At 68.9% G+C, this 26,035-nt stretch carries 19 protein-coding genes; 6 read left to right on the forward strand and 13 right to left on the reverse strand.

The window, feature by feature from the left end; all coding sequences use genetic code 11:
• The first annotated feature begins 259 nt into the window (after nt 1–259).
• From AB0B40_RS09100 to AB0B40_RS09110, 3 genes are all read left to right on the forward strand, one after another.
• Complete coding sequence (locus AB0B40_RS09100) at nt 260–1,333, forward strand: ParA family protein (protein WP_345058974.1); 1,074 nt, start codon at nt 260–262, stop codon at nt 1,331–1,333.
• A complete protein-coding gene (locus tag AB0B40_RS09105; RefSeq protein WP_345058935.1) occupies nt 1,330–2,430 on the forward strand; it encodes a ParB/RepB/Spo0J family partition protein in 1,101 nt (366 codons plus the stop codon). The genes AB0B40_RS09100 and AB0B40_RS09105 overlap by 4 nt, the downstream gene beginning before the upstream one ends.
• Before the next feature lie 323 nt (nt 2,431–2,753).
• Nucleotides 2,754–3,371, forward strand: a complete 618-nt coding sequence (locus AB0B40_RS09110; protein ID WP_345058933.1) for a GNAT family N-acetyltransferase — start codon at nt 2,754–2,756, stop codon at nt 3,369–3,371.
• 50 nt (nt 3,372–3,421) lie between these two features.
• On the opposite strand, the gene trxA is transcribed toward AB0B40_RS09110, so the two are convergent.
• The 7 genes from trxA to AB0B40_RS09145 form a co-directional block, all read right to left on the reverse strand.
• Nucleotides 3,422–3,754, reverse strand: a complete 333-nt coding sequence (trxA, locus tag AB0B40_RS09115; protein ID WP_345058931.1) for a thioredoxin — start codon at nt 3,752–3,754, stop codon at nt 3,422–3,424.
• Between the two features lie 49 nt (nt 3,755–3,803).
• Complete coding sequence (trxB, locus tag AB0B40_RS09120) at nt 3,804–4,772, reverse strand: thioredoxin-disulfide reductase (protein ID WP_345058929.1); 969 nt, start codon at nt 4,770–4,772, stop codon at nt 3,804–3,806.
• 172 nt (nt 4,773–4,944) lie between these two features.
• A complete protein-coding gene (locus AB0B40_RS09125) occupies nt 4,945–5,826 on the reverse strand; it encodes a hypothetical protein (RefSeq protein WP_345058927.1) in 882 nt (293 codons plus the stop codon).
• Nucleotides 5,823–6,563 (reverse strand): RNA polymerase sigma factor SigM, encoded by a 741-nt coding sequence (sigM, locus tag AB0B40_RS09130; RefSeq protein WP_345058925.1) that lies wholly within the window; start codon nt 6,561–6,563, stop codon nt 5,823–5,825. The genes AB0B40_RS09125 and sigM overlap by 4 nt, the downstream gene beginning before the upstream one ends.
• A gap of 27 nt (nt 6,564–6,590) precedes the next feature.
• Entirely contained in the window at nt 6,591–8,312 is a 1,722-nt protein-coding gene (locus AB0B40_RS09135; RefSeq protein ID WP_345058923.1) for a protein kinase family protein, read from the reverse strand.
• A gap of 118 nt (nt 8,313–8,430) precedes the next feature.
• A complete protein-coding gene (gene murJ / locus AB0B40_RS09140) occupies nt 8,431–10,779 on the reverse strand; it encodes a murein biosynthesis integral membrane protein MurJ (protein WP_345058921.1) in 2,349 nt (782 codons plus the stop codon).
• Nucleotides 10,780–10,824: 45 nt separating this feature from the next.
• Nucleotides 10,825–13,197, reverse strand: coding sequence for a DUF6049 family protein (locus tag AB0B40_RS09145; RefSeq protein ID WP_345058919.1), 2,373 nt, complete (start codon nt 13,195–13,197; stop codon nt 10,825–10,827).
• 277 nt (nt 13,198–13,474) lie between these two features.
• Here AB0B40_RS09145 and AB0B40_RS09150 point away from each other — a divergent pair, with 277 nt between their 5' ends.
• Complete coding sequence (locus AB0B40_RS09150) at nt 13,475–14,941, forward strand: CCA tRNA nucleotidyltransferase (protein WP_345058917.1); 1,467 nt, start codon at nt 13,475–13,477, stop codon at nt 14,939–14,941.
• A gap of 129 nt (nt 14,942–15,070) precedes the next feature.
• Here the strand turns inward: AB0B40_RS09150 and AB0B40_RS09155 are convergent, their stop codons facing one another.
• The 3 genes from AB0B40_RS09155 to AB0B40_RS09165 all read right to left on the reverse strand — a co-directional run bounded on the left by AB0B40_RS09155 (nt 15,071) and on the right by AB0B40_RS09165 (nt 18,242).
• A complete protein-coding gene (locus tag AB0B40_RS09155; protein WP_362263604.1) occupies nt 15,071–16,333 on the reverse strand; it encodes an MFS transporter in 1,263 nt (420 codons plus the stop codon).
• A 99-nt stretch (nt 16,334–16,432) separates the two neighbouring features.
• The gene (locus AB0B40_RS09160) at nt 16,433–17,515 is read right to left on the reverse strand and encodes an inositol-3-phosphate synthase (RefSeq protein ID WP_345058913.1); all 1,083 of its coding nucleotides are present in this window, start codon (nt 17,513–17,515) and stop codon (nt 16,433–16,435) included.
• 43 nt (nt 17,516–17,558) lie between these two features.
• Nucleotides 17,559–18,242 (reverse strand): helix-turn-helix transcriptional regulator, encoded by a 684-nt coding sequence (locus AB0B40_RS09165; RefSeq protein WP_345058911.1) that lies wholly within the window; start codon nt 18,240–18,242, stop codon nt 17,559–17,561.
• A gap of 789 nt (nt 18,243–19,031) precedes the next feature.
• Between AB0B40_RS09165 and AB0B40_RS09170 the strand changes: the two genes are divergently transcribed.
• Together AB0B40_RS09170 and AB0B40_RS09175 are read left to right on the forward strand one after the other, a co-directional pair.
• The gene (locus tag AB0B40_RS09170) at nt 19,032–21,335 is read left to right on the forward strand and encodes a transglycosylase domain-containing protein (protein ID WP_362263616.1); all 2,304 of its coding nucleotides are present in this window, start codon (nt 19,032–19,034) and stop codon (nt 21,333–21,335) included.
• Between the two features lie 130 nt (nt 21,336–21,465).
• On the forward strand, nt 21,466–23,019 hold the full coding sequence (locus tag AB0B40_RS09175; protein ID WP_345058909.1) for a glycosyltransferase 87 family protein: 1,554 nt from the start codon (nt 21,466–21,468) through the stop codon (nt 23,017–23,019).
• A gap of 101 nt (nt 23,020–23,120) precedes the next feature.
• On the opposite strand, the gene AB0B40_RS09180 is transcribed toward AB0B40_RS09175, so the two are convergent.
• From AB0B40_RS09180 to AB0B40_RS09190, 3 genes are all read right to left on the reverse strand, one after another.
• Nucleotides 23,121–24,152 carry an alanine racemase gene (locus tag AB0B40_RS09180; protein ID WP_345058907.1) on the reverse strand — a complete coding sequence of 344 codons (1,032 nt, stop codon included), beginning with the start codon at nt 24,150–24,152 and terminating at the stop codon, nt 23,121–23,123.
• Nucleotides 24,153–24,236: 84 nt separating this feature from the next.
• Nucleotides 24,237–25,358 (reverse strand): peptidoglycan bridge formation glycyltransferase FemA/FemB family protein, encoded by a 1,122-nt coding sequence (locus tag AB0B40_RS09185; protein WP_345058905.1) that lies wholly within the window; start codon nt 25,356–25,358, stop codon nt 24,237–24,239.
• Between the two features lie 116 nt (nt 25,359–25,474).
• A complete protein-coding gene (locus AB0B40_RS09190) occupies nt 25,475–25,789 on the reverse strand; it encodes a hypothetical protein (RefSeq protein WP_362263605.1) in 315 nt (104 codons plus the stop codon).
• Nucleotides 25,790–26,035 lie beyond the last annotated feature (246 nt).

Here is a 26,035-nt window from a genome sequence, read left to right on the forward strand (position 1 = left end):
ATGCATACCGGGGTGTCGTGCGGGCGCCTTGACCTGGCTGCCATGCATCGTGTTTCACGTGAAACGTCGCTCACTGCTGCACGGCATCATCAGTCGTGGCCGCGCCGCGGCCGAACCCCGCGACCGGAAGCCTCTCGGTTCACTCTCAGAGGATCCCGATTCCCCGGCGTCCCCGTCCCTCTCCAGGGGCACGGAGCTGTCCACAGAGGTGGATTTCTCCACAGAACACCAGGCCTCACTGGTTCACGACCCCGAAGACATGGGAGGCTCTGTTCATTGCGAGCCTGAAGTCGAGGAGAGTGAATCCTTGCGGTCCGACGCCAACATCGCGGGACCGATGACCGATCCGGTCCCCGGTCCCCGTACCGAGTCGATGGGGGCGGATGTTTCACGTGAAACACCGCCTCCGATGGACGACACTCCCATCGGTCGTGCGGCCCAACTGGCGGTGGAGGCTCTCGGCCGCGCCGGCGAAGGTCTGCCGCGACCGGAGCAGACCCGAGTCATCGTGGTCGCCAACCAGAAGGGCGGTGTGGGCAAGACGACGACGACCGTCAACCTTGCCGCTTCGCTGGCCCTGCACGGTGGCCGCGTGCTGGTGATCGACCTCGACCCACAGGGCAATGCGTCCACCGCCCTCGGGATTGACCATCACGCCGAAGTCCCCTCCATCTACGACGTTCTGGTGGAGAGCCGGCCGTTGGCCGAGGTCGTCCAGCCCGTCCCCGATGTCGAGGGCCTGTTCTGCGCTCCTGCCACCATCGATCTGGCCGGTGCGGAGATCGAGTTGGTGTCCCTGGTGGCCCGGGAGAGCCGGCTTCAGCGGGCCATCCAGGCGTACGAGCAGCCGTTGGACTACATCCTCATCGACTGCCCGCCCTCGCTCGGACTCTTGACGGTCAACGCCCTCGTCGCGGGCGCCGAGGTACTCATCCCGATCCAGTGCGAGTACTACGCCCTGGAGGGTCTCGGTCAGCTTCTGCGCAACGTCGATCTGGTCCGGGGGCACCTCAACCCCAACCTGCATGTGTCGACCATCCTGCTCACCATGTACGACGGCCGGACGCGTCTTGCCTCGCAGGTCGCGGAGGAGGTGCGCACCCACTTCGGCGATGAGGTGCTGCGGACGAGCATCCCCCGCTCTGTGCGCATCTCCGAGGCGCCGAGCTACGGGCAGACGGTGCTGACTTACGATCCAGGATCGAGCGGCGCCCTCTCGTATCTTGAGGCGGCCCGAGAAATCGCGCTGAAGGGCGTCGGCGTCAGCTACGACGCGGGCCAGGCCCACATCGGTGCCCAGAACAACCCGAACATGGTGGAGGGGATCCAGTGAGCGAGCGACGGAGGGGTCTGGGCCGCGGTCTCGGCGCACTGATCCCGGCTGCCCCGACCGAGAAGACCCCGGCCCCGGCGGTGCTGGGGGGCGGAGCGTCCATCTCCCCCGCAGCCGTCCCGGTGCTGACGACCGACCGCGGAGTGGCCGCGGCCAAGGTGGCCACACTGCCGCCCATGGCCGAAGAGGCCGAAGCGGGTCCGGCAACCCAGGCCGTCGAAGTGCCCGCCTCTCCGGTGGGTGCCCACTTCGCCGAGATCCCCCTGGACGCCATCACGCCGAACCCCCGCCAGCCCCGGGAGATTTTCGACGAGGACGCGCTGCAGGAGCTGGTTACCTCCATCCAGGAGGTCGGCCTCCTGCAGCCCGTCGTAGTGCGACAGGTGGGCCCCGCCCGCTACGAGCTGATCATGGGCGAGCGCCGCTGGCGTGCCTGCCGTGAGGCCGGCCTGGAGGCCATTCCGGCCATCGTGCGGGCCACGGACGACGAGAAACTCCTCCTGGACGCACTGCTGGAGAATCTCCACCGCGCGCAGCTGAACCCGATCGAAGAGGCAGCCGCCTACGACCAGCTGCTGAAGGACTTCAACTGCACGCACGACCAGCTGGCCGACCGGATCGGGCGTTCCCGACCGCAGGTCTCCAACACCCTGCGTTTGCTGAAGCTGTCCCCGACCGTCCAGAAACGGGTGGCTGCCGGGGTGCTCTCCGCCGGCCACGCCCGGGCGCTGCTGGCCGTCGAGGACTCTGAGGAGCAGGACCGGCTGGCTCACCGCATCGTGGCCGAGGGGCTGTCGGTGCGGTCCGTGGAAGAGATCGTGACGTTGATGGGCTCGCGGCCCCAGAAGGCCTCCCGCGCCCGCGGCCCCCGGGCCGGTTCCGTACCTTCCCCCGCACTGAACGAGCTGGCCACACGGCTCTCGGACCGCTTCGAGACACGGGTGAAGGTCGAGCTGGGCCAGAAGAAGGGCAAGATCACCGTCGAGTTCGCCTCCGCGGATGATCTCGAGAGGATCCTCAGCACACTCGCCCCGGGCGAGAGGCTGGCTCTCCAGAAGAGCCTGCGGGAGATCGGCGACGAGGAGACGTACGACTGATCCTCGGGCGGTACCGCCTGGTGATGTGGTGGAGCGGGTCGTTTCCGGTGTGTACCGGAAACGACCCGCTCTTTGCTTTGGGGCGGTATCGAGTGAATCCCATCGTGGATACGATGCGTTCAGGTATGGCACATCCACCGGACAGCAGCCTGATCTGTGAGTGGGGAGACGGGGGCCATGCGATCGATGAGCCGTATCGGACTGGTGGGCGCTGGCCTGAGCCTCGGAGTGGTCGGCGGCTTCGTCGGCAGTCTGCTCAGGGAACGGAGCGTTCTGACAGCCGTTCGCGATGCGGCGGGCGAAGGAAGCGAGGATCAGCCTTCATGGGGCGTCGGGTCGTGCCGCTCACTCTGGACAACCTTCAGGACCTTCCCGACCGCTGTCGCTCCTGTGTCTTCTGGGAGCTGGATCCCGTCAGCGGTGAAGCCGCACTGAAGGCGGGTACAGCCGCGCTGGAGAAGGAAGCCTGGATCTCCGCCGTCCTGCTGGACTGGGGGTCGTGCGGCCGGGTGGTGTACATCGATGACGTGCCCGCGGGTTTCGTCCTCTACGCCCCGCCGGCTTATGTCCCACGTTCGACGGCCTTTCCCACGAGCCCGGTCTCACCGGACGCCGTCCAGCTGATGACGGCGTTCGTCATGCCCGGCTATCAGGGGCAGGGACTGGGCCGGGTGCTGGTGCAGGCGGTAGCCAAGGACCTGCTGCGCCGGGGCTTCAAGGCGATCGAGGCGTTCGGCGACGTCCGCTGGGAGCGGCCCGCCTGTCTGCTGCCCGCCGACCATCTGCTGGCCGTGGGTTTCAAGACGGTCCGGCAGCATCCCAGGCATCCCCGGCTGCGGCTGGAGCTGCGGTCCACGCTCTCCTGGAAGGAAGACGTGGAGATGGCACTCGACCGGCTCCTGGGCGCCGTCCAGAAGGAGCCTGCGCTGAGGCCGCTATAGCGAATGGGCCAACCCGAGAGGGTTGGCCCATTCGTGTTTCACGTGAAACATCACTCGCCGATGAACTCTTCGAGGTCGCGGAGGAGTGCGGCCTTGGGCTTGGCGCCGACGATGGTCTTGGCAACCTCGCCGCCCTGGTAGACGTTCAGGGTCGGGATGGACATGACGCCGTACCTGGCGGCCGTGCCGGGGTTCTCGTCGATGTTGAGCTTGACGATCTCGATCTTCTCGCCGTACTCGGCAGCGATCGCCTCCAAGGACGGGGCGATCTGGCGGCACGGGCCGCACCAGGCCGCCCAGAAGTCCACTAGAACGGGCTTGTCGTTCTTGAGGACGTCCTGGTCGAAGGTGTCGTCGGTGACAGTTTTCAGGTTGCCGGCCACAGGGGGCTCCTTACCTTGGTCGTGCGGTGGGGCGGGGGAAGAGGAAAGATCAGACGGCGGTCTTCTCGGGCTCCGCCTGCTCCTCGTCAGCGAGGGCGGCGAGGAAGCGCTCGGCGTCCAGAGCCGCGGAGCAGCCGGTGCCCGCCGCGGTGATCGCCTGGCGGTAGGTGTGGTCGACCACGTCACCGGCGCCGAAGACACCGGTCACATTGGTGCGGGTGGACGGAGAGGCGACCTTCAGGTAGCCCTCCTCGTCCAGGTCCAGCTGGCCCTTGAACAGCTCGGTACGCGGGTCGTGGCCGATCGCGATGAACAGACCCGTCACGGGCAGGTCGGACAGCTCGCCGGTCTTGATGTTGCGCAGCTTCAGGCCGGAGAGCTTCTGGTCGCCCTGGATCTCTGCGACCTCGCTGTCCCAGACGAACTTGATCTTCGGGTCGCCGAAGGCACGCTCCTGCATCGCCTTGGAGGCGCGCAGGGTGTCCCGCCGGTGGACGACCGTCACCGACTTGGCGAACCGCGACAGGAAGGTGGCCTCCTCCATCGCGGTGTCACCGCCGCCGATCACGGCGATGTCGTGGTCCTTGAAGAAGAACCCGTCACAGGTGGCGCACCAGGAGACACCGCGCCCCGAGAACGCGTCCTCATTCGGCAGTCCCAGCTTGCGGTGCTGCGAGCCGGTGGCGACGATGACGGCCTTCGCCCGGTGGACCGTGCCCGCGGTGTCGGTGACCGTCTTGATCTCACCGGTCAGGTCGACGGAGACGATGTCGTCCGGAACCAGCTCGCCACCGAAGCGTTCGGCCTGGGCCCGCATGTTGTCCATGAGGTCAGGCCCCATGATGCCGTCGCGGAATCCCGGGAAGTTCTCCACCTCGGTGGTGTTCATCAGCGCACCACCCGCGGTGACAGCGCCTTCGAACACCAAGGGCTTCAGCGACGCACGCGCGGTGTAGAGCGCCGCCGTGTAGCCCGCGGGCCCGGAGCCGATAATGATCACGTTACGGACGTCGCTCACGGCTTGGTTCCTCGTCTCTGGTCTGCGTCAGTCGACCGGCGGAGCCCCTTTCAGGACTCTCACCCCACCCAACGGATCCTACGGGGCCCGCATTCCCGGTGTGTGCCGGAGCACGCGAGACTGGACACAGGGAGACGTGAAGTCCCTCAAAGGTCTCTCCGGTGCGTTGCCCTCAAGGGCGTGGATAGGACCCGTTCCACAGCACCGTGCCCGGCGACGTGGGGTGCTTGAGTACGCATGCTGTGTCGACGACGTACGCCGTGACGCGGGTGGCGTCGTCAGTGTCCGGCACTACCACCAGAAAGGCGGACTTGCCGGCGAACGTTCCCGTCTTGGCACCCAGAACATCGTCTCGCTGAGGCAGTGCTTGCCGGATGCAGTCGGGGACCGGAGCAACCGTCTGGGCCAACGTGCTCGGACTTTCCGTGAAACCGGGGGTGCTCGAATGGCCCTCGCTGCTCAGTCGGTGCTTGTCAGCACTGCGGGGCAGGCCATGCTTCGCGTCGAGCAGGACGCCCACCTGCTCCTGCACACTGTGGCCCGAGAAGGAGGCTGCGGTGGGGCTCGGCGTTCCGTGGGCCGTCGTGCGGCTGTCCCCTGTGCCGAGCGAGGTCGCCACCAGGGTGCCCGCACCCAGCACCGCAGCCGTGAGAACGGTGCCAAGGACGAGCTGATGGCGACGCCGGCCGCGCTCGGACCGCTTGCGCCCTGGGCCGGTCGTGGCACGCGGACGTCCGGTCGGGCGATCGGGCTTGGCGGGTGTTTCACGTGAAACATGAGCCGGGGCGGGCTCGCCGACGGCGGTCAGCGGGCTCTCCGCGGCAAGAGCGGCGTCGATGGAGGCAGCCACGTCGTCCGGCATGCGGCCGGGCTCGGGTACGGATCCCAGCAGCCCGCGGATTTCCTCCAGCGACCCGTACACGTCCGCGCACAGGCCGCACTCATCGAGGTGGCGCCGCACCTCCGTACTGCGGTCCGGCGGAAGCAGGCCCTCGGTGAGGTCGGACATCTCCGCGACGTCCGGGTGCCCGGCCGTGTCTGCCGTGGTGGTCACGCTCGCCCACCTCCGCCCTTCACTACGGCTGAATCGCTGGGTTCCGGGTCCCGGGGATGTTCACTCGGGGACGCCGTTGCCGGTGGGACGGATGGCCTCTGCGTCCGGTTCCGTTCCGGGCCGACTTCTTTCCCGTCCCCGGTGCGGACGGTACCGGCACCGTCGGGCCATAGATGCGTGAGCAGGGGCAGCAGTCTGGCCCTGCCCCGCGCGCACCGGCTCTTCACCGTCCCCGTCGGCACATCCAGGATCCGGGCGGCCTCCGCCACGGGGTAGCCCTGCATGTCCACCAGGACCAGTGCGGCCCGCTGTTCCGGCGGCAGGGTGCCGAGTGCTTCGAGGAGCTGGCGGTGCACGTCCTTCCGCTCGGCCGGCGCCGAGGCAGACTCATGCGGCTCCAGCAACTGCTCCAGCCGCTCGGTGTCGTCGACCGGAGCCGTCTTCCGTGAGGCCGCCTTGCGTGCCCGGTCGAGACAGGCGTTCACGGTGATCCGGTGCAGCCACGTCGTGACGGCTGACTGCCCCCGAAAGGTGTGGGCGGCCCGATAAGCCGACACCAGGGCGTCCTGGACCGCGTCAGCGGCCTCCTCCCGGTCCCCCAGAGTGCGCAGGGCGACCGCCCAGAGACGGTCCCGATGGCGCCGCACGATCTCACCGAAGGCCTCGGGGTCGCCTTCCACATGGCGGGCGAGCAGATCCTTGTCGCTCACTCCGTCGTATCCGGCGCCCTCCGTCATCTGCCCCCTCCGGGTCCGGGTGAGACGTCAGCCCGTGAACTTCACTTCGCCGATGGCCTGCTTGTAGCCCTCGCCGCTGTACAGGGTCGAGTCGTACCCCGAATAGGGCACGGCCGTCAGCCAGACCAGGACGTACTGCGTCTTCACCGTCTTGGTGAGCTTCACCGTGGCAGTGTTGCTCGCCGTCGTGACCTTGCCGAGCTGGTGCATCGACTCCAGCGACGACGGGGTCAGCGAGTCCGCAGCGTACAGCTCCACCGTGGTGTGGTCACCGGTGTACCGCAGGTCGACGGTGGCCGAGCCGAGCTTCTGGGGCGAACCGAGGTCGTAGACGATGCCGACGCCCGGCTTGAGCGGCGCGATCGGAGGGCCCTCGTCGAAACTCCTGGTCCTCCAGTACGTCGATGCGTCGCCGTCATAGGTCTTGGGGACGTCGCCGGGGTGCTGGGCGTCGCCCTTGGCAACGAACTCCTGGCCGTACTTGATCGCTATCGGAACCGGCTTCGGCTTCTCGGCGTTCTTGTCGCCGCTGTCCGTCGTCCGGCTCTTGTGGGTGTCGTCCGTTTTCCCGCCCCGGCCCATCAGGGCATCCGCCAGCTGCCAGCTGCCCAGTCCCAGGGCGGCGATGAGGAGCGCGGACACCGCCCACTTCAGCGCCTTGCCGGTGCGGCTCTGCAGCGGTGCAGGCGGGACCGTGATCGGCTGTGTGGCACCGGGGTGGGGCGCCTGACGGCCGTAGGTGCCCTGCTGGTAGGTCGTGCGCTGGTACTCCGGCGGGGCCGTGAACGCCGGCTCGGGCGGGCGGATGCGCGGCATTTCGCCGATCGCCTTCACCAGCTCCTCCGGCGTGGTGCACGGAGCCTCGTGCCGGGACGCCGTGGCCCCGTCGTTGACGAGGGCCCGCATGGCCAGCTCGGACAGGCCGCGGTGCACACCGGCGCGTACCTGGTCCGGGGGGATGAGGCCGATGTCCTTGGGCAGGCCGGACAGGCCGTACGCATCGTTCTCGTACGGCCAGCGCTGGGTCAGCGACGCGTACAGCAGGGCGCCGATCGCCTCGGTGTCGGCGCGCTGCGGGGTGTCGGAGCCGATGCCCCGCAGCGCCGCGTTCACGGCGAGGCCGCGGATGCGCCACTGGCCGGTGGAGGCGCGCAGCACGGCGTTGGGGTTCAGCCGCAGATGGGCGAGGCCCTCCCGGTGCGCGGCGGCCATGGCCGAGGCGATCTGACTGACCATCTGGTAGGCGTCGTGCGGCTCCAGCGGGCCGCCGGCGAGCAGGGTGGACAGCTCGACGGCATCGGGCAGCCACTCGTGGACGACGTAGACGAGATCGTTCTCCTCGACGGCGTCGAGAACCTGGACGAAGCGCGGATCGCCCAGCAGCGCGGAGGAACGGGCGGCGGCAAGGACGGAGCGGGCCCGGGCATGGTCCGCGGGCAGTACATGGACGCCGACGGCACGACGGAGTTTCTCGTCGACCGCACGCCAACTGCTGAATCCGTCCAGACGGGTGACGCACTCCTCCAACCGGTAGCGTCTGGCGAGCTTGTGACCGCTGTGCAATTCCGGAGGCGAGGTCTTCCGTCCGGGACCTTCGGTTCCGCCGCTCCCCTGTGCCTCGTCGCTGTCCGTGTCCCGCTCCGGGTTCTTGGCCACCCCGTCGGCCGTGGACTGGTCCGCCTTGGCGGTCAGCGGCTTGTCACCGCTGTTGTCTGCCACGTCGACGGCAGCCGTGCTCCGTTCCGCCACCGTCGTCCCTGCCTCCCCATCCGTTGCACGCTGTCCGACGCCGAAACCAATTGTGCCCACAGTCGGCCGCTATGCACGACACACAGCAGCGGACGATGGTTGTGCGCCTACCCCCGCCTCATCGCCCCAGACGCCCGCGCACCATTCCCACGAGCGAGTTCAGTTCCTCGATGCGCATCCGGCGGGCGGCGACGAAGAAGACCCCGAACAGGAGGACACCTCCGGCGAGCAGCGCGGCGAAGGAGCCGACGACGCCCTGGCCGAGAGTGTGCCCGACGCCGTAGCAGGCCGCGCCGCTGAGCAGGACGGCCGGCACGGAGGCGATGGCCAGGCGCGCGTACGTGCGCATCACCCGGGCCCCGTCCAGGTCCCCGCCCAGCCGCTTACGCAGCCTGCGCCAGGCGACACCCACACCGATGGCGTAGGCGAGGCCGTAGGCGGCGGCCATGCCGGCGACCGACCAGCGCGCGGGCAGCAGGAAGTAGCAGAGCGCCGCGGCGCCGGCGTTGACCGCGGCCACGATGACGGTGTTGTAGAAGGGGGTGCGGGTGTCCTCGTAGGCGTAGAAGGCGCGCAGGACGACGTACTGCACGGAGTACGGGATCAGGCCGAGGCCGAAGGCCATCAGCATGTACCCCATGTTGGTGGCCGCGTCGGTGCCGGCTGAGCCGAAGATCAGCGTGCACATCGGGATGCCGAGCGCGACGAACCCGAACGCGATGGGCACGATGGCGACCGCGGTGGTGCGCAGCCCCTGCGAGATGTCGTCGCGGATGGCGCCCGAGTCACCCTCTGCGGCCGAGCGCGAGATGCGCGGCAGCAGGGCGGCCATCAGGGAGACGGTGATGATGGCCTGCGGCAGGCCCCAGATCAGCTGGGCGTTGGCGTAGGCGGCGAAGCCGGTTCCCTTGACGCCGGAGTCCTTGCCGGCGGCGGTCGACAGCTGGGTCACGACCATGGCGCCCGCCTGGTTGGCGAGGACGAACAGGACCGTCCACTTGGCGAGCATCGCGGCCTTGCCCAGGCCGTGGCCCTTCCAGTCGAAGCGCAGCCGGACCCGGAAGCCGGTCTCCCGCAGGTACGGGATCATGGCCAGTGCCTGGACGATCAGGCCGAGCAGCACACCGACGCCGAGCAACCGCTGGCCCTGCGGCGGGATGCTGGTGACGTCCAGGTGGGAGTTGGCGGCGGTGCCGTAGACCCAGATGAACATGCCGAGCGTCACGATGATGACGATGTTGTTCAGGACCGGGGTCCACATCATCGCGCCGAACTTCCCGCGGGCGTTGAGGATCTGACCCATCACCACGTGGATGCCCATGAAGAAGATCGAGGGCAGGAAGTAGCGGGTGAAGGTGACCGCCACACTGTTCGCCGCCGCGTCGTCGGCGATGGTGGGGGACAGCAACCGCACCAGCAGTGGCGCGGCGAACAGCGCGAGCCCGGTCAGCGCGGCGAGGGCGACCATCACGAGGGTCAGGAGCCGGTTGGCGAAGGCCTCGCCGCCGTCCTCGTCCTCCTTCATGGAGCGCACCAGCTGCGGCACGAACACGGAGTTCAGACCGCCGCCGACGGTGAGGATGTAGATCATCGTCGGCAGCTGGTAGGCCACCTGGAAGGAGTCGGCGAGCACGCCCAGGCCCAATGCGGCGGCGATCAGCGCGGAGCGGACGAAGCCGGTGAGGCGGGAGACCATCGTGCCCGCCGCCATGACGGCGCTGGACTTCAGCAGTCCGGTGGCCCGGCCGCCCTTCTTGGCGGGAGCGCCGGCGGCCGCGGGGGCCTCCGGTTCGACGGCCCCGACGGGGTCCGCGACGGCGGCCGGGGCGGGCACGGGAGACTGCGCCGGGTAGCCGGCGGCGGACGGCCCGGCCGGGTACGCGCCGCCGGCGTACGGGCCGCCCTGCTGCGGGCTCTGGCCGTACGCCTGCGGGTACTGACCGGCGACGTCGTGCACCCCGCCCGGTCCCGCGACGGCCGGGGGATCCATGGGCGCGTGCCCGCCGCTGTGCTGCTGGTCCTTGAAGAGATGCGCGAAGGCGTCCGGCTCGTGATACTCCTCACCGGAGTGGGAGACCAGGTCGTCCACGCCCACGAACTGGGTCGCGCGGGGGTCCTCGCCGTACGGCAGGTACTGGGCGGAGCCGCCCGGCTCCGGCGCCGGGGTCTGCGCCCACACGCGCGGGTCGGGGGCGTAGGGCGACTGCGCGGGCGGCGCGTACGGCGGCTGCTGGGGGCCGTACGTCCCCGGGGGCGGCGGCGGATGCGCTGCGCGGTCGTACAGCGCCTCGGCGACCGGGTCCTGAGCGGCGAGGTCGTGCGCCCGGTAGGGGTCCTGCTCGTAGGCGTCCTGGAGATACATGTCCGCCGCGTGCTGCGGCGGCACCTGGCCGGCCTCGGGCGGCGGCTCGGGGTAGCCCGAGCCGGCCGCGCCCTGGCCGCTGTCACCGTCGTACGGCGCGTTCATGCTTACCCCACCTCATCGTCCCGGGCCCACCGGCCACGACATCGCTCAACGGTCCACTCTCTCACCCGTCCCGGACGGGTCGGCGCTTTCCGGTGCGGTGTCCGGCGCAGGGTCACTCGGCTGCTCCGGGTCGCCTGCCCCGGTGGCGGAGTCGGACTCCTCCGGGAGACGGTCCCCGGGCGCTCCGGGGTTCCCGGGCTCGTCCGGGCCCTCGCCCGCGGTGCCGGGACCGTCGTCCTCCGCCTGCCGGGCGGCGGCGCGCTTGCGCTGGGTGTACATCCGGAAACCGGCGAGGACGAGGAGCAGGACGCCACCGCCGATGACCAGCATCACGGTGGGCGTGACCTCGGTGACCTTCACGTCGAAGCTGACCGGGTCGCCGTACCGCACGCCGTCCTCGGTGTACAGCTGGGCGATGACCGCGACCCGGCCGTTGGCGTTGGCCGAGGTGGTGAACTTCACCGACTGGCTGTGCCCGCCGGAGATCTCCACGGGCTGTTCGGAGTAGGCCTTGCCGCCGATCTTCAGACGGGTCGGCATGGTCGACTCCAGTCGCAGCACCAGGTGGCCGACGGGCTGGACGAGGTTGTTCTGGACCGTCACCGGGATCGTGGCGCTGCGGCCCGAGAGCTTGGTCTCGGACTTGTCGATCAGCTTGACCTGGTCGGCCAGGTCGTCGAGCCACGCCTCCACGTCCCCGCGGTAGCTGTCCGCCTCACCGCTCCGGCCGCGCCAGGACGCGGACATCTCCCGGTTTATGGCCCGGCCGAACGGGGTGACCACGCGGGACTGGTCGGTGAGGACCACGCGGAAGCCGTCGAGCTTGTTCTGGGTGCGGGCGATCTGCTCGAAGGCCGTCCTCGGCAGCTCCTGCCGGCGCAGCGAGGCGGGGTAGGCGGACGACGACGGGATGCGCGTGGTGGCGTTCGGGTCGGGCTTGTCCTTGGACGTCGCGGTGAGGTCCTGGGACTGGGACCAGGTGCCGCCCTGGAGCGCCGTCAGCGCCGCCGCCATCGCCTGTGCCTGGCTCGCCGTGGGCATGCGCTGCGGGGCGACGACGATGCTGCGCTGCTTGTCCGTCTGCGTGTTCAGCTGCAGGCTCTGGGCCAGGAACCGCTGCACGGCGAGAGTGGCCGCGCCCGCCTTGGTCAGGTCGCCCTCGAACGCCGTCGACAGCCGCTTGTCGGCGACCACCGCCGTGGTGCCTCCGCCGACCGGGCGGGCGGCGGACGGCGTGTACGACAGCCCGGCGGTCTCCTGGAGACTGTCGCTGCGGGCGATCACCCGGTCGGCGCCGGCGGAGGTCGCGACCTTCATGATCGACGGGTCCACGGCGCCGTTCACCGGCCAGGCGAAGTCGGTGCTCGGGGTGACATGGAGCACGGTCTTGACGGTGGTCGCGGCGACGTCGGTGGCGTCCTTGAGATGGCTGAGCGAACCGGTGACCCGGGTGCCGTTGTGGGCCAGCGAAGCCAGGTCGGGGTCGGCGAAGGGCAGCGCGACGACCTCCTTGCCGGCCACCGCCTTCTGCAGGGACGCCAGCCACTGCTTGGCGATCGCCTGGTGCTCCCGTGAGCCGGGCGTGCTGGTGCCGCCGGCGCCCTGGATCCGGTAGTTGCCGACCGCCATCGCGTCGACCGAGGCCAGCAGATCCGGGTCGATCACCCACGTGATGTCGAGATCCTTGCCCAGCTCCACCATCTGCGCCAGCCGGCCGCCGGGCGCCAGCTCCGTGGCCAGGTCGTCGTCCATGAACTCCGGCGTCTGCAGGTCGCCCGCACCCGTCTTGGCCGACATGTGGACCGCGGAGAGCAGCGGCCACAGGAACGTCGTCTTCGTCTTGGTGTCGGCGTCCGACGGCTGCCAGGGCAGGAGGGTCCGCCGGATGCCCAGGAGCTGGTCCCAGCGGCGGGCGGGAGTCTGGCCGGACAGGGCGACGTCCAGCTCGTAGACGCCGTCCGAGCCGAGGTCGAGTTTGTCCACGGGGACGGCGATGCTGAAGTGCTCGGCGACACCCGGGGCCAGCTTGTCGAAGTCCTCTTCGTACTTCCCGCCGACCTCGGCGCCGGAGCCGCCCGGCGCTTCGTCGGAGTGCTGGGCCACGGAGTCGATGGCCGAGCGGGTGGTCAGCGGGGAGCCCACCCGCAGGCCCACGTGGGCGCCGGTGACGGTCTCCTTGCCGGTGTTGGTCACCGTGCCGGACACGGTCAGCGTGTCGCCGTCCGTGGGGGCGCTGGGGCTGAGCGAGTCCAGGGAGACGGACACCGTGTCGGAGTCGGCGGCCTGCGCGGGGCCGGCAGCGGGCAGCTGGAGTACACCGGCCAGCAGGGGCGCCCCCGCGAGAAGTGCTCCGGCCCGCCGCAGCCGGCGGCGGGCAGGTGAGGCACTGGTCCCCTGGAAGTCAGCCGCCTCGGCCACGCGCTCGCCCGTCCCTCGTCGTCAGTGGTCGTCGGAATGTGCGTCCACGCATGGTAACGATGCGCGCTGAACGGAAGTGCCGCGGTCTCCCTCACAAGATCGAAGAACAACTGTGATCCCGTCCTCTATATCCAGTATCGAGGGGAGAGCGGCCGTACGCCGCAAGAGCAGCGCTTGCGGGGGTATGCGAGGAGCTGTCCGGACCGCTTCCGTGCGGGCGTCGGCGGACATCGATGGGGGCGCCCCTGGTGGCGCGGGGCACGTACCCTCTTCTGTTGTGCCGAACCCGAACGAAGACACTCCCTCTGCCCTGAGCCAGGCGCAGCAGCGCGCGGTCGCCGAGCTGCTGCGGGTGGCCCCCGTCGCCGACGACCTCGCCCGCCGATTCCAGGAGGCCGGGTTCTCCCTCGCCCTGGTCGGCGGTTCGGTCCGCGACGCGTTGCTCGGCAGGCTCGGCAATGACCTGGACTTCACCACCGACGCCCGCCCCGAGGACGTCCTGAAGATCGTCCGACCATGGGCGGACGCGGTCTGGGAGGTGGGGATCGCCTTCGGTACGGTCGGCGCCCAGAAGGGCGCCCGTGTCGGAGACACCGACTGGCTCTTCCAGATCGAGATCACCACCTACCGGTCGGAGGCCTACGACCGCACCTCGCGCAAGCCGGAGGTGTCGTACGGCGACTCCATCGAGGAGGACCTGGCCCGTCGCGACTTCACCGTCAACGCGATGGCCGTGGCGCTGCCGGAGAAGGAGTTCATCGACCCGCACGGTGGCCTGGAGGACCTCGCGGCGCGTGTGCTGCGGACGCCGGGCACTCCTGAGGAGTCCTTCTCGGACGATCCGCTGCGCATGATGCGGGCCGCCCGGTTCGCCGCCCAGCTGGACTTCGAGGTCGCCCCCGAGGTCGTCACCGCCATGACCGAGATGGCCGGACGCATCGAGATCGTCTCGGCGGAGCGGGTCCGGGACGAGCTGAACAAACTGCTCCTGTCCGCCCATCCGCGCAAGGGCCTCACCCTGCTCGTCGACACCGGGCTCGCCGGGTATGTCCTGCCCGAACTGCCGGCGCTCCGCCTGGAGAGCGACGAGCACCACCGGCACAAGGACGTCTACGAGCACACGCTGATCGTCCTGGAGCAGGCCATCGAGCTGGAGCAGGACGGCCCGGACCTCACCCTGCGGCTGGCCGCGCTGCTTCACGACATCGGCAAGCCGCCCACACGCCGCTTCGAGACGGACGGCCGGGTTTCCTTCCACCACCACGAGGTGGTCGGCGCGAAGATGACCAAGAAGCGCATGACCGCCCTGAAATACTCCAACGAGCTGGTGAAGGACGTCTCGCGGCTGGTCGAGCTGCACCTGCGCTTCCACGGCTACGGCACCGGCGAGTGGACGGACTCGGCGGTCCGCCGGTACGTCCGTGACGCGGGTCCGCTGCTGGACCGCCTGCACAAGCTGACCCGCTCCGACTGCACCACCCGTAACAAGCGGAAGGCGGTTGCGCTGTCCCGGGCCTACGACGGTCTGGAGGAGCGCATCGCTCAGCTGAAGGAGCAGGAGGAGCTGGACGCCATCCGGCCCGACCTCGACGGCAACCAGATCATGGAGATCCTGGAAGTCGGCCCGGGCCCGGCCGTCGGCAAGGCGTACAAGCACATGCTGGAGCTGCGCCTGGAAAACGGCCCGATGGGGCACGACGCGGCGGTGGCGGCTCTCAAGGAGTGGTGGGCCGCGCAGAGCTGAGCCGGATCCGGTGGAGTGTTTCACGTGAAACATCCGCCGGGACAGTGAACACCGAGGGGGCGATGTTTCACGTGAAACATCGCCCCCTCGGTCTGTATCGGTGACGCTCGACGGGCGACCGCCGCCGGCTCACCGTCGCTCGAAGCGGGCCAGGGTCATGGTGATCACGCCATAGACGACGGCGACGAGAACCACGAGTACCGGGGAGCGGCCGTCCGGCGGAAGCATCAGCGCCGCCACGCCTGCCGCACCTACGAAGGCGACGTTGAAGAGGACGTCGTACACGGAGAAGACCCGGCCGCGAAAGCCGTCCTCGACACGTGCCTGGACGATCGTGTCCGTGGCGATCTTCGCTCCCTGGGTGATCAGGCCGAGGACGAAGGCCGCGGCCATCAGTGGCCCGGTGGCGAACGGAAGGCCCAAGGCGGGTTCCAGCACCATGGCCACTCCGGAGCACACCATGATCCAGCGGCCGGGGCCGAGCCGCCCGACCGCCCACGGGGTCACCAGCGCCGCGGCGAAGAACCCCGCCCCGGACAGGGCCAGCACCAGCCCGAGCAGCCGCAGCCCTTCTTCCGGGGTGTCGGACAGGGCGTAACGGCAGAGCATGAGCAGCAGGACGAGAAGGGCGCCGTAACAGAAGCGCATCACCGTCATCGCGGCCAGGGCCCACGCCGCTTCCCTGCGCCGGGGCGCGGCCAGGTGCCGGACGGCCGCGAGCAGCTCGCGTGCCGTCTCGGCGAGTGCAGTGCCGAGATGGGGCCGGCCCGGGGACCGGTCGGGTCCGAGGAGAGCGGGGGGAAGACGCAGGGAGCCGAAACTCGCGCACAGGTAAAGAAAGGCGCCGAGCAGTACCACCACCGCGTCGGAGTCGGACGCCAGGATCCGTACGCCGAAGGCCAGGCCCCCGCCGGCGGTCGCGGCGAGTGTGCCCGCTGTCGGGGAGAGTGAGTTGGCCACCACCAGGCGTTCGGCGTCGACGACCCGGGGCAGGGCGGCGGACAGCCCCGCGAGAACGAAGCGGTTGACGGCCGTGACACACAGCGCGGAGACGTAGAAGAGCCAGTCGGGGGCGTGCCCGATCATCAGGGCGGCGGTGGCCGCGGCCAGCAGGGCTCGCAGCAGATTGCCGTACACGAAGACCTGCCGGCGTCGCCAGCGGTCCAGCAGGACGCCGGCGAAGGGACCGACCAGCGAGTAGGGGAGCAACAGGACCGCCATCGCCGAGGCGATCGCGGTGGCCGAGGTCTGTTTCTCCGGGGAGAAGACGACGTACGCGGCGAGCGCGACCTGGTAGACGCCGTCGGCACCCTGGGACAGGAGGCGGACGTACAGCAGGCGCCGGAAGTACCGCAGGCGCACCAGCAGGCGCAGGTCACGTACGACGGGCATGGGCGACAGCCTCACATATGCGGAAGGTCCCCGGGTCGGGGGACCCGGGGACCTTCACCGCCCTGGCAGGAGCGTTCGCGTGCGAGCGTGCTCAGCGCGTCAGCGCTCGACCTCACCGCTGATGAACTTCTCGACGTTCTGGCGCGCCTCGTCGTCGAAGTACTGGACCGGCGGGGACTTCATGAAGTAGGAGGACGCCGACAGGATCGGGCCGCCGATGCCGCGGTCCTTGGCGATCTTCGCGGCGCGCAGGGCGTCGATGATGACACCCGCGGAGTTCGGGGAGTCCCAGACCTCGAGCTTGTACTCCAGGTTCAGCGGGACGTCACCGAAGGCACGGCCCTCGAGGCGGACGTAGGCCCACTTGCGGTCGTCCAGCCAGGCGACGTAGTCGGACGGGCCGATGTGGACGTTCTTCTCGCCGAGGTCCCGGTCGGGGATCTGGGAGGTGACGGCCTGCGTCTTGGAGATCTTCTTGGACTCCAGGCGCTCGCGCTCGAGCATGTTCTTGAAGTCCATGTTGCCGCCGACGTTCAGCTGCATCGTGCGGTCCAGGATGACGCCACGGTCCTCGAACAGCTTCGCCATGACGCGGTGCGTGATGGTGGCGCCGACCTGGGACTTGATGTCGTCACCGACGATCGGCACGCCCGCCTCGGTGAACTTGTCCGCCCACTCCTTGGTGCCGGCGATGAAGACCGGGAGGGCGTTGACGAACGCGACCTTGGCGTCGATGGCGCACTGGGCGTAGAACTTCGCCGCGTCCTCGGAGCCCACGGGCAGGTAGCAGACCAGGACGTCGACCTGCTTGTCCTTCAGGATCTGGACGATGTCGACCGGCTCGGCGTCGGACTCCTCGATGGTCTGGCGGTAGTACTTGCCGAGGCCGTCGAGGGTGTGACCGCGCTGGACGGTGACACCGGTGTTGGGCACGTCGCAGATCTTGATGGTGTTGTTCTCGGAGGCGCCGATCGCGTCCGCGAGGTCGAGGCCGACCTTCTTGGCGTCGACGTCGAACGCGGCGACGAACTCGACGTCGCGCACGTGGTAGTCACCGAACTGCACGTGCATCAGGCCGGGGACCTTGGACGCCGGGTCGGCGTCCTTGTAGTACTCGACTCCCTGCACCAGCGACGCCGCGCAGTTGCCCACGCCGACGATGGCTACGCGAACCGAACCCATTCCGGTTGCTCCCTGTGTGTACGAGTGAGGCCCTGACTGGGTCTCACGTGGCGGTGTCGTCGGACGTATCCGTCCGGGGGGTTTCCCCGGGACGGGGCAGGCCGCCCGTCGATCCTGTGGTGGTGTCCTGCTGAGCGGACCCCCCGGACTCGGAACCCCTAAGGTCCCGGCCGGCCCGCTCGCTCTCGATGAGCTCGTTCAGCCAGCGCACTTCGCGCTCCACGGACTCCATTCCGTGGCGCTGGAGCTCAAGCGTGTAGTCGTCGAGGCGTTCCCGGGTGCGCGCCAGTGAGGCGCGCATCTTCTCCAGGCGCTCTTCCAGGCGGCTGCGCCGGCCCTCCAGGACGCGCATGCGGACATCGCGCGAGGTCTGCCCGAAGAAGGCGAACCGTGCCGCGAAGTGCTCGTCCTCGTAGGCGTCCGGGCCGGTCTGCGAGAGCAGTTCCTCGAAGTGCTCCTTGCCTTCCGCCGTCAGCCGGTAAACGATCTTGGCGCGGCGGCCGGCGAGAGGGGCGGCGACTGCGTCGTCGTGGGTGTGTCCGGGTTCCTCGACCAGCCAGCCGTTGGTGACCAACGTCTTGAGGCAGGGATACAGAGTTCCGTAACTGAACGCACGGAACACACCCAGTGACGTGTTGAGTCGCTTGCGCAGCTCATAGCCGTGCATCGGGGACTCCCGCAGCAGGCCGAGTACGGCGAACTCAAGGATGCCGGAGCGCCGGCTCATCGTCGCCTCCTCTCGGTCCCGCAGGTGGATCCCGCAGGTCTCGCAGTGCCTGTCAGCGACTTTATCTCGCGCTGATGTATCGGTTCGATACATCACGACGATAGAACGCCCCACCGTGAGCGACAAGGGGGACGGTGGTGAACGGGATCACATCACCGATTCGTAGGAGGCAAGTTGCCTGTTTTGGGGTGAACTTCGGGGCTCGGTGGGTTTTGGCGGTGCGTAGTCTGTGCGGCATGGACACCGCCGGGAACCGTGTGACGCCTGGGGAGCGTCCTCGTCCCCGGTGCAGTACGGGTGAATGCGGAACCGACCACATCCGTACTTCGGGGGGACCGGAAATCAGCCGCCGTTCCAGGCGCGCACGGGTGCGCCTGCCCGAGGAGTAATCGTTCGATGAGCGAGCACCGTCGCAAACCGCCGCAGCCGCAGGGAGGCGGACGTGCCGCGGCCCGACGCGGCCAGCCCGGCTCGTCCTCCGGTCGCCGTGCGGCACCGCGAGGCGACACCGGGTCTCCTGCCGACTCCTATGGGGCCCCTTCCCATGGGGCTGAGTCTGCTGACCCGGGAGGCGAGGAGCGTTCCTATGGCGGCCGCGCCGAGGCCCGCCGTGCCGCGCAGAAGGGCGGCCGCCGCAGGGTGGCCGAGAATACGAGTCCTGGTGGCCGGCGCGGCGGGCCGGGCGGGCCGACCGGCCCGGGGCGCGGCAGGGGCCGCGCGACCACCGCACCCGGCAAGAAGAGGTTCATCGACTACCCGAGGGCCGGCAAGTTCGGCTGGCAGCGCTGGGTGCCCTCCTGGAAGCTGGTCAGCGGGCTGTTCCTCGGCTTCGTCGGCAGCCTCGTGGTGATGGTCGGCGTCGGCTACGCGATGGTCTCGATCCCGAACGAGAACGACGCGGCCAAGTCCCAGAACAACGTCTACTACTGGGCCGACGGCAAACAGATGGTGGCCACCGGCACCGGCGTCAACCGGCAGAACGTCAGCATCGACCAGATTCCCGGGGCGATGCAGTTCGCGGTGATCTCCGCCGAGAACAAGTCCTTCTACAAGGACTCGGGCGTCGACCCCATGGGCATCGCGCGGGCCATGGTGAACATGGCGCGAGGCGGCCAGACGCAGGGCGGTTCGACGATCACCCAGCAGTACGTGAAGAACACGTACCTCAGCCAGGAGCAGTCGGTCACCCGGAAGTTCAAGGAGATGTTCATCTCCATAAAGGTGGGCGCGAAGCTCAACAAGAACCAGATCATGCAGGGGTACCTGAACACCTCGTACTTCGGCCGGGGCGCGTACGGCATCCAGGCCGCGGCGCAGACCTACTACGGCAAGAACGCGGTCGACCTCAAGCCGAGCGAGTGCGCCGTCCTCGCGGCGCTGCTGAAGGGCCCCACGTACTACGACCCCGCGGGCAACCAGGACCTCGACAAGTCGGCGAGCCCGCAGGCCAACGAGAAGCGTTCCAAGGACCGCTGGGCCTGGATCCTCGGCGAGATGCACAAGGACCATCATCTCTCCGACGCTCAGTACCAGGAGGCCATCGCCAAGTACCCCAAGCCCGACGGCCGCAAGGCGACCAAGGGCATGACCGGCCAGATCAGCTACCTGGCCGACACGGCGAAGAAGTACGTCCTCGCGCACTCCGACATCACCGAGGCGCAGTTCGACCGCGGCGGCTACCAGATCTACACGACCTTCCGAAAGGAAAAGGTCGATGCGCTGGCCAAGGCCGTGAAGAACGTCCAGAAGGAGAACCTCGACCCGAAGCACCGCGAGCTGGACAAGTACGTCCAGTTCGGTGCGGCGTCGGTCAAGCCCAAGGACGGCGCGATCGTTGCTCTCTACGGCGGCGACGGCTATGAGAACGGGCACTTCACCAACAACGCCGACACCTCCGGTGTCCCCGTGGGTTCGACCTGGAAGCCGTTCGTACTCGCCGCCGCCATGGAGTACGGCAAGTACAACTCCCACGGCGAGGGGGTGTCTCCGCTGAGCAAGTACAACGGCAACGACCACCTCAAGGTCCAGAAACCGGATGGGACGTACTACCTCAACAAGGACAACTCGTACTTCTACCAGGAGAACGAGAGCGATCACCCCTGGGGATACATCACCCTGCGCAAGGCGATGGAGCAGTCCGTCAACACGCCGTTCGTGCAGCTCGGTGTCGATGTGGGGATGACGCACGTCCGGGACGTGGCCCGGCAGGCCGGCATCCTCGACCAGAGCATGTCGCAGGACCTCAATCCGTCCTTCGCCATCGGTACGTCCACGCCCAGTGCGATCCGCATGGCCGACGCCTACGCGACCTTCGCCGCATCCGGCCAGCAGACGGACCCGTACTCCGTGACCGCGGTCAAGGTCAACGGCACCGACGCCCCCAGTTTCACCAAGCCGAAGCCGACGCCCAAGGAGGCGATGGACCCGAACATCGCCAACAACGTCACGGACGTCCTGGAGAACGTCATCCAGAACGGTACGGGCAAGAAGGCCCAGGCCCTCGGCCGTACGGCGGCGGGCAAGACCGGTACCACCGACGAGAACAAGTCGGCCTGGTTCGTCGGCTACACCCAGCAGCTGTCCACCTCGGTGGCGATGTTCCGCGAGAACCCCAAGAACCACAAGCTGCTGTCCATGAACGGCACAGCGGGCGCGGACTCCATCCACGGTGGTGACATCCCGACGCAGGTGTGGACCGAGTACATGCTGGCTGCGCTCAAGGGCCAGAACGACCTCGGTTTCCCGAAGGCCACCGAGATCGGCACGGTCCAGCACGAGGCGGGCGCCCCCTCCCCGACCCCGAGCGTCACCTTCACGCCGAGCCCGACGCCGAGTGCCACGCCGAGCCCGACGCCGAGCCCGACCACCCCCACGCCGTCCCCGTCGGCCAGTGCGTCCTGCACCTTCGGCTGGGGCAACGACTGCGGTGGCAACAGCAACGGGGCCGGAGGCACGGACACGGGCGGCACCGACGGAGGAACGGTTCCGACGCCCACGGGCACGGAATCAACCGGAACCGGGACCACTCGAGGCAACGGGAACGGCAACGGTAACGGCACCAATGGTGGCATCTTCGCAGGTCAGAACGGTTAGCCCGGTGATCTGACCGGTTTGGAGACCATATCGCCCGCCGGGGGTGTTTCACGTGAAACATGGGCCGCCGCACCGATGAGGTGCGGCGGCCCTCGGCGTTTTCCCAGACGGGTACGGCAGGATGTGCCCCATGCCCAGTGCAGAGAAGACGCCCGCGAGCGTGCACGAGCCCGAGCCCGTGCGGCCCGCCACGGCAGAACCGGTGCAGCCGACCAGGGAGGACGAGGTCGCCGCCGCCGGCAGCGAGCTGATCGGCGGTCCCCTGGGGCGGCGCGCCCTGCCCGGGACCTCCTGGTGGACCCCCGTACGGGTCGTGGCGTTGGTGGCGATCGGCATGTTCGCCCTCGGCCTGGTCCAGAAGGCGCCCTGTTACGACGGTGCGTGGTTCTTCGGCGCGAGCAGCCAGTACACGCATGCCTGCTACTCGGACATCCCGCATCTCTATCAGGGCCGCGGGTTCGCCGATCACCTCGTGCCGTACTTCGACAAGCTTCCCGGCGACATGGATTACCTCGAATACCCGGTGCTCACCGGAGTGTTCATGGAGGTGGCCTCCTGGCTGACCCCGCACAGCGGCTCCATCCAGCATCAGGAGCAGTGGTACTGGTTCGTCAACGCCGGGCTGCTGATGGTGTGCGCCGCCGTCATCGCCGTGTGCGTGGCCCGCACCCAGCGCCGGCGCCCCTGGGACGGCCTGCTGGTCGCCCTGGCACCCGCCTTCGTGCTGACCGCGACGGTCAACTGGGACCTGCTTGCGGTGGCGCTCACGGCCGCCGCGATGCTGATGTGGTCCCGGGGCCGGGCCCTCGCCTTCGGCGTCCTCCTGGGGCTCGCCACGGCCGCCAAGCTGTATCCCTTCCTGCTGCTCGGTCCGCTGCTGGTGCTGTGCTGGCGGGCCGGCAAGTGGCGCGAGTTCTTCCAGGCCGCGGGCGGCGCGGCAGGCGCCTGGCTCGTGGTGAACCTGCCCGTGATGCTCACGCACGACGCGACGGGCTTCCACATCCGCGAGGGCTGGGCGAAGTTCTACACCTTCAGCAAGGAGCGTGGCGTCGACTTCGGTTCCTTCTGGCTGGTCTGGGCGCAGAACTCCAGCAACCCGCCCACCACCGACTTCGTGAACAACGCGGCCACCGTGCTGGTGGTGCTGTGCTTCCTCGGCATCGCCGCGCTGACGTTCACCGCCCCGCGCCGGCCCCGCTTCGCCCAGCTGGCCTTCCTGGTGGTGGCAGCCTTCGTCCTCACCAACAAGGTCTACTCCCCGCAGTACGTCCTGTGGCTGGTGCCGCTGGCGGTTCTCGCCCGTCCCAAGTGGCGGGACTTCCTGATCTGGCAGGCGTGCGAGGTCGCGTACTTCCTGGGCATCTGGATGTACCTCGCCTACACGACCAGCGGAGATGCCCACAAGGGCCTGCCGACGCAGGGCTACCACTGGGTGATCGTGGTGCATCTGGTGGGCACGCTGTACCTCTGTGCCGTGGTCGTACGGGACATCCTCATGCCGGATCGGGACGTGGTGCGCCGCCTGGGCGACGACGATCCCTCGGGCGGTGTGCTCGACGGCGCTGAGGACGCGTTCGTCCTCGGTGCGGCGGCCCATCCGCCGCGGCACGCAGCCCACTTCGAGGGGCCGCAGGTGGACTGGGGCCGGACGGAGGCGCTGACCCACCAGGAGGGTTCGCTCTGAGCGAACAGGGTCCCCGGCTCGTCGGACCGGCGGGCCGGCCCGGCACGCAGAAGGCCGCATCCGGACACTCCGGATGCGGCCTTTTCGCTGTCTGAAGGGGGTCAGCGGTCCACGAGGCGGTCGAACTGGGTGGTGGTGTGCCGCAGATGCGCCACCAGCTCGTCGCCGACCTTCGGCTCGGGAGCGTCCGAGGGCACGAACAGGATCGACACCTGCATGTGCGGCGGCTCGGCGAACCAGCGCTGCTTGCCGCCCCAGACGAACGGAGAAAGGTTCCGGTTGACCGTGGCGAGTCCGGCCCGGGCGACGCCCTTGGCGCGCGGCATGACGCCGTGCAGGGCCTTCGGGGCCTCCAGGCCCACCCCGTGCGACGTACCGCCCGCCACGACCACCAGGAAGCCGTCCGAGGCCGCCTTCTGCTGCCGGTAACCGAACCGGTCGCCCTTCGTCACGCGCGTGACGTCCAGGACGGCACCGCGGTACTCGGTGGCGTCGTGGTCCCCCAGCCACAGCCGCGTGCCGATGCGGGCGCGGAAGCGGGTCTGCGGGAACTGCTGCTGGAGCCGTACGAGTTCGTCGGCCTTGAGGTGGCTGACGAACATGGTGTGCAGCGGCAGCCGGTTCATGCGGAGCCGTTCCATCCAGCCGATGACCTCCTCGACGGCGTCCGAGCCGTCGGTGCGGTCCAGCGGCAGATGGATGGCGAAGCCCTCCAGCCGGACGTTCTCTATGGCCTGGTGCAGCTGAGGCAGTTCTTGCTCGCTGATGCCGTGCCGCTTCATGGAGGACATCACCTCGATGACGACACGGGCGCCCACGAGGCCGTAGACGCCGTCGATGGACGACACCGAGCGCACCACCCGGTCGGGCAGCGGCACGGGCTCCTCGCCGCGCCGGAAGGGGGTCAGCACCAGCAGATCACCGCTGAACCAGTCCTTGATGCGCGCGGCCTCGTACGTGGTGCCCACGGCGAGCAGGTCGGCACCGAGCCGCGTGGCCTCGTCCGACAGCCGTTCGTGTCCGAAGCCGTAGCCGTTGCCCTTGCAGACCGGGACGAGTCCCGGGAACTGCTCCTGCACGTGCTTGTGATGCGCCCGCCAGCGCGCGGTGTCGACGTAGAGCGTGAGCGCCATGGCCGGACCTGGAACCTTTCTCGTGGCTGCGGTGAGCAGAGGTGTGTGGGCTGTGAAGGCTATGGAATCAAACGTCCGCGCGGCTCAGCGGCGCGACATGTAGATGTCGAGCGCCTTGTGGAGCAGCTTGTTCAGCGGGAAATCCCATTCACCGAGGTACTCGGCGGCCTGGCCGCCGGTGCCGACCTTGAACTGGATCAGGCCGAAGAGGTGGTCGGTCTCGTCCAGGGAATCGGAGATGCCGCGCAGGTCGTAGACGGTGGCGCCGAGCGCGTAGGCGTCGCGCAGCATGCGCCACTGCATCGCGTTCGACGGCCGGACCTCGCGGCCGATGTTGTCGGAGGCGCCGTAGGAGTACCAGACGTGGCCGCCGACGATCAGCATCGTCGCCGCGGAGAGGTTCACGCCGTTGTGCCGGGCGAAGTACAGCCGCATGCGGTTGGGGTCCTCGGTGTTGAGGGCCGTCCACATGCGCTGGAAGTACGACAGCGGGCGGGGCCGGAAGTGGTCACGGACGGCCGTGATCTCGTACAGCCGCTGCCACTCGGCCAGGTCCTGGTAACCGCCCTGGACGACCTCGACGCCCGCCTTCTCGGCCTTCTTGATGTTGCGCCGCCACAGCTGGTTGAAGTTCTTGTGGACCTCTTCCAGGGAACGGTTCGCCAGCGGCACCTGGTAGACGTAGCGGGGCTGCACGTCGCCGAAGCCGGCACCGCCGTCCTCGCCCTGCTGCCAGCCCATGCGGCGCAGCTTGTCGGCCACCTCGAAGGCGCGCGGCTCGATGAAGTCGGCCTCCAGGTCACGCAGCCGCTTGACGTCCGGGTCCTGGATGCCCCTCTTGATCGTGTCCGCGTTCCAGCGGCGGATGATCACCGGCGGGCCCATCTTCACCGAGAAGGCGCCCTGCTGCTTCAGGTGCGCCAGCATCGGCTGGATCCAGTCGTCCAGGTTCGGCGCGTACCAGTTGATCACCGGACCCTCGGGCAGGTAGGCGAGGTAGCGCTTGATCTTGGGCAGCTGGCGGTAGAGGACCATGCCCGCACCGACCATCTCGCCGGTACGGTCGTCGAACCAGCCCAAGCTCTCCGAACGCCACTCCGCCTTCACATCTGCCCAGGCCGGGACCTGCATGTGGCTCGCCGACGGCAGGCTCTGGATGTAGGCCAGATGCTGCTCACGGCTGATGGTCCTCAGGGTCAGGCTCATTCGGGGCGCTCCTCGGGCTGGTGTGTCCCCATGGGTACAGGGGCTCCGGCTCTCGCGCGAAGCCTACTGCGCCTTTCGGGCGCCCCGACTGGGCGTATGGGCGTTGGGCCCCCGGGTCAGCCGACGAGGCCGCCGAACAGCCCGCCGTGGGCCATGCCGATCAGGAAGCCGACCCCCGCGGCACCGAGGCCCAGGATCAGGCCGAACCGCTCCCGTGTGGTGATCGAGATCCACTGGCCGTAGACGCCGACGGCCAGTCCGACCAGGCCTGTCCACGAGGTCAGCAGGTGCAGGCTGTGGAAGAAGGACGTGATGAAGGACAGCAGACCGAGGACGAGCGTGATCGCCATCAGGGCGTCCTGAAGCGGACGGGCCTTGCCGTCCGTGGCGAAGAGGGATCCGGCGATGGTGGGATGCACTGCCTGTGCCATGGGCACCTCCTGCGGAAGCGGCGCTCAGTAGCGCCGTACACACCCGACGTGTACAGGGTGACGGTCTTGTCGGCCGGATTTCAACCGGAAGCGGGTGTGCGGGTAGTGTGTACCGTCTGCACTGGTGTCTGCCCGTACCTGCTCAGGTCACACCGCGGGGTCCCTCGGAGACCCCGGTTGTCACCCGATTGTCAGTGGCGGCCGATACCGTTGCGTACGCATCACAACCCTCCTGCCACGGAACGA

The organism is Streptomyces sp. NPDC042638, assembly GCF_040647235.1.
In the GTDB taxonomy this organism is placed as follows: domain Bacteria; phylum Actinomycetota; class Actinomycetes; order Streptomycetales; family Streptomycetaceae; genus Streptomyces; species Streptomyces rameus.

What these genes read in the sequence shown, in the direction of transcription:
- AB0B40_RS09180 (WP_345058907.1), bottom strand. Translation starts at nt 24,152, where the DNA reads ATGGCGCTCACGCTCTACGTCGACACCGCGCGCTGGCGGGCGCATCAC.
- AB0B40_RS09160 (WP_345058913.1), bottom strand. Translation starts at nt 17,515, where the DNA reads ATGGGTTCGGTTCGCGTAGCCATCGTCGGCGTGGGCAACTGCGCGGCG.
- AB0B40_RS09190 (WP_362263605.1), bottom strand. Translation starts at nt 25,789, where the DNA reads ATGGCACAGGCAGTGCATCCCACCATCGCCGGATCCCTCTTCGCCACG.
- sigM (WP_345058925.1), bottom strand. Translation starts at nt 6,563, where the DNA reads ATGACGGAGGGCGCCGGATACGACGGAGTGAGCGACAAGGATCTGCTC.
- AB0B40_RS09155 (WP_362263604.1), bottom strand. Translation starts at nt 16,333, where the DNA reads ATGCCCGTCGTACGTGACCTGCGCCTGCTGGTGCGCCTGCGGTACTTC.
- AB0B40_RS09165 (WP_345058911.1), bottom strand. Translation starts at nt 18,242, where the DNA reads ATGAGCCGGCGCTCCGGCATCCTTGAGTTCGCCGTACTCGGCCTGCTG.
- AB0B40_RS09110 (WP_345058933.1), top strand. Translation starts at nt 2,754, where the DNA reads ATGGGGCGTCGGGTCGTGCCGCTCACTCTGGACAACCTTCAGGACCTT.
- murJ (WP_345058921.1), bottom strand. Translation starts at nt 10,779, where the DNA reads ATGAACGCGCCGTACGACGGTGACAGCGGCCAGGGCGCGGCCGGCTCG.
- AB0B40_RS09175 (WP_345058909.1), top strand. Translation starts at nt 21,466, where the DNA reads ATGCCCAGTGCAGAGAAGACGCCCGCGAGCGTGCACGAGCCCGAGCCC.
- AB0B40_RS09100 (WP_345058974.1), top strand. Translation starts at nt 260, where the DNA reads ATGGGAGGCTCTGTTCATTGCGAGCCTGAAGTCGAGGAGAGTGAATCC.
- AB0B40_RS09185 (WP_345058905.1), bottom strand. Translation starts at nt 25,358, where the DNA reads ATGAGCCTGACCCTGAGGACCATCAGCCGTGAGCAGCATCTGGCCTAC.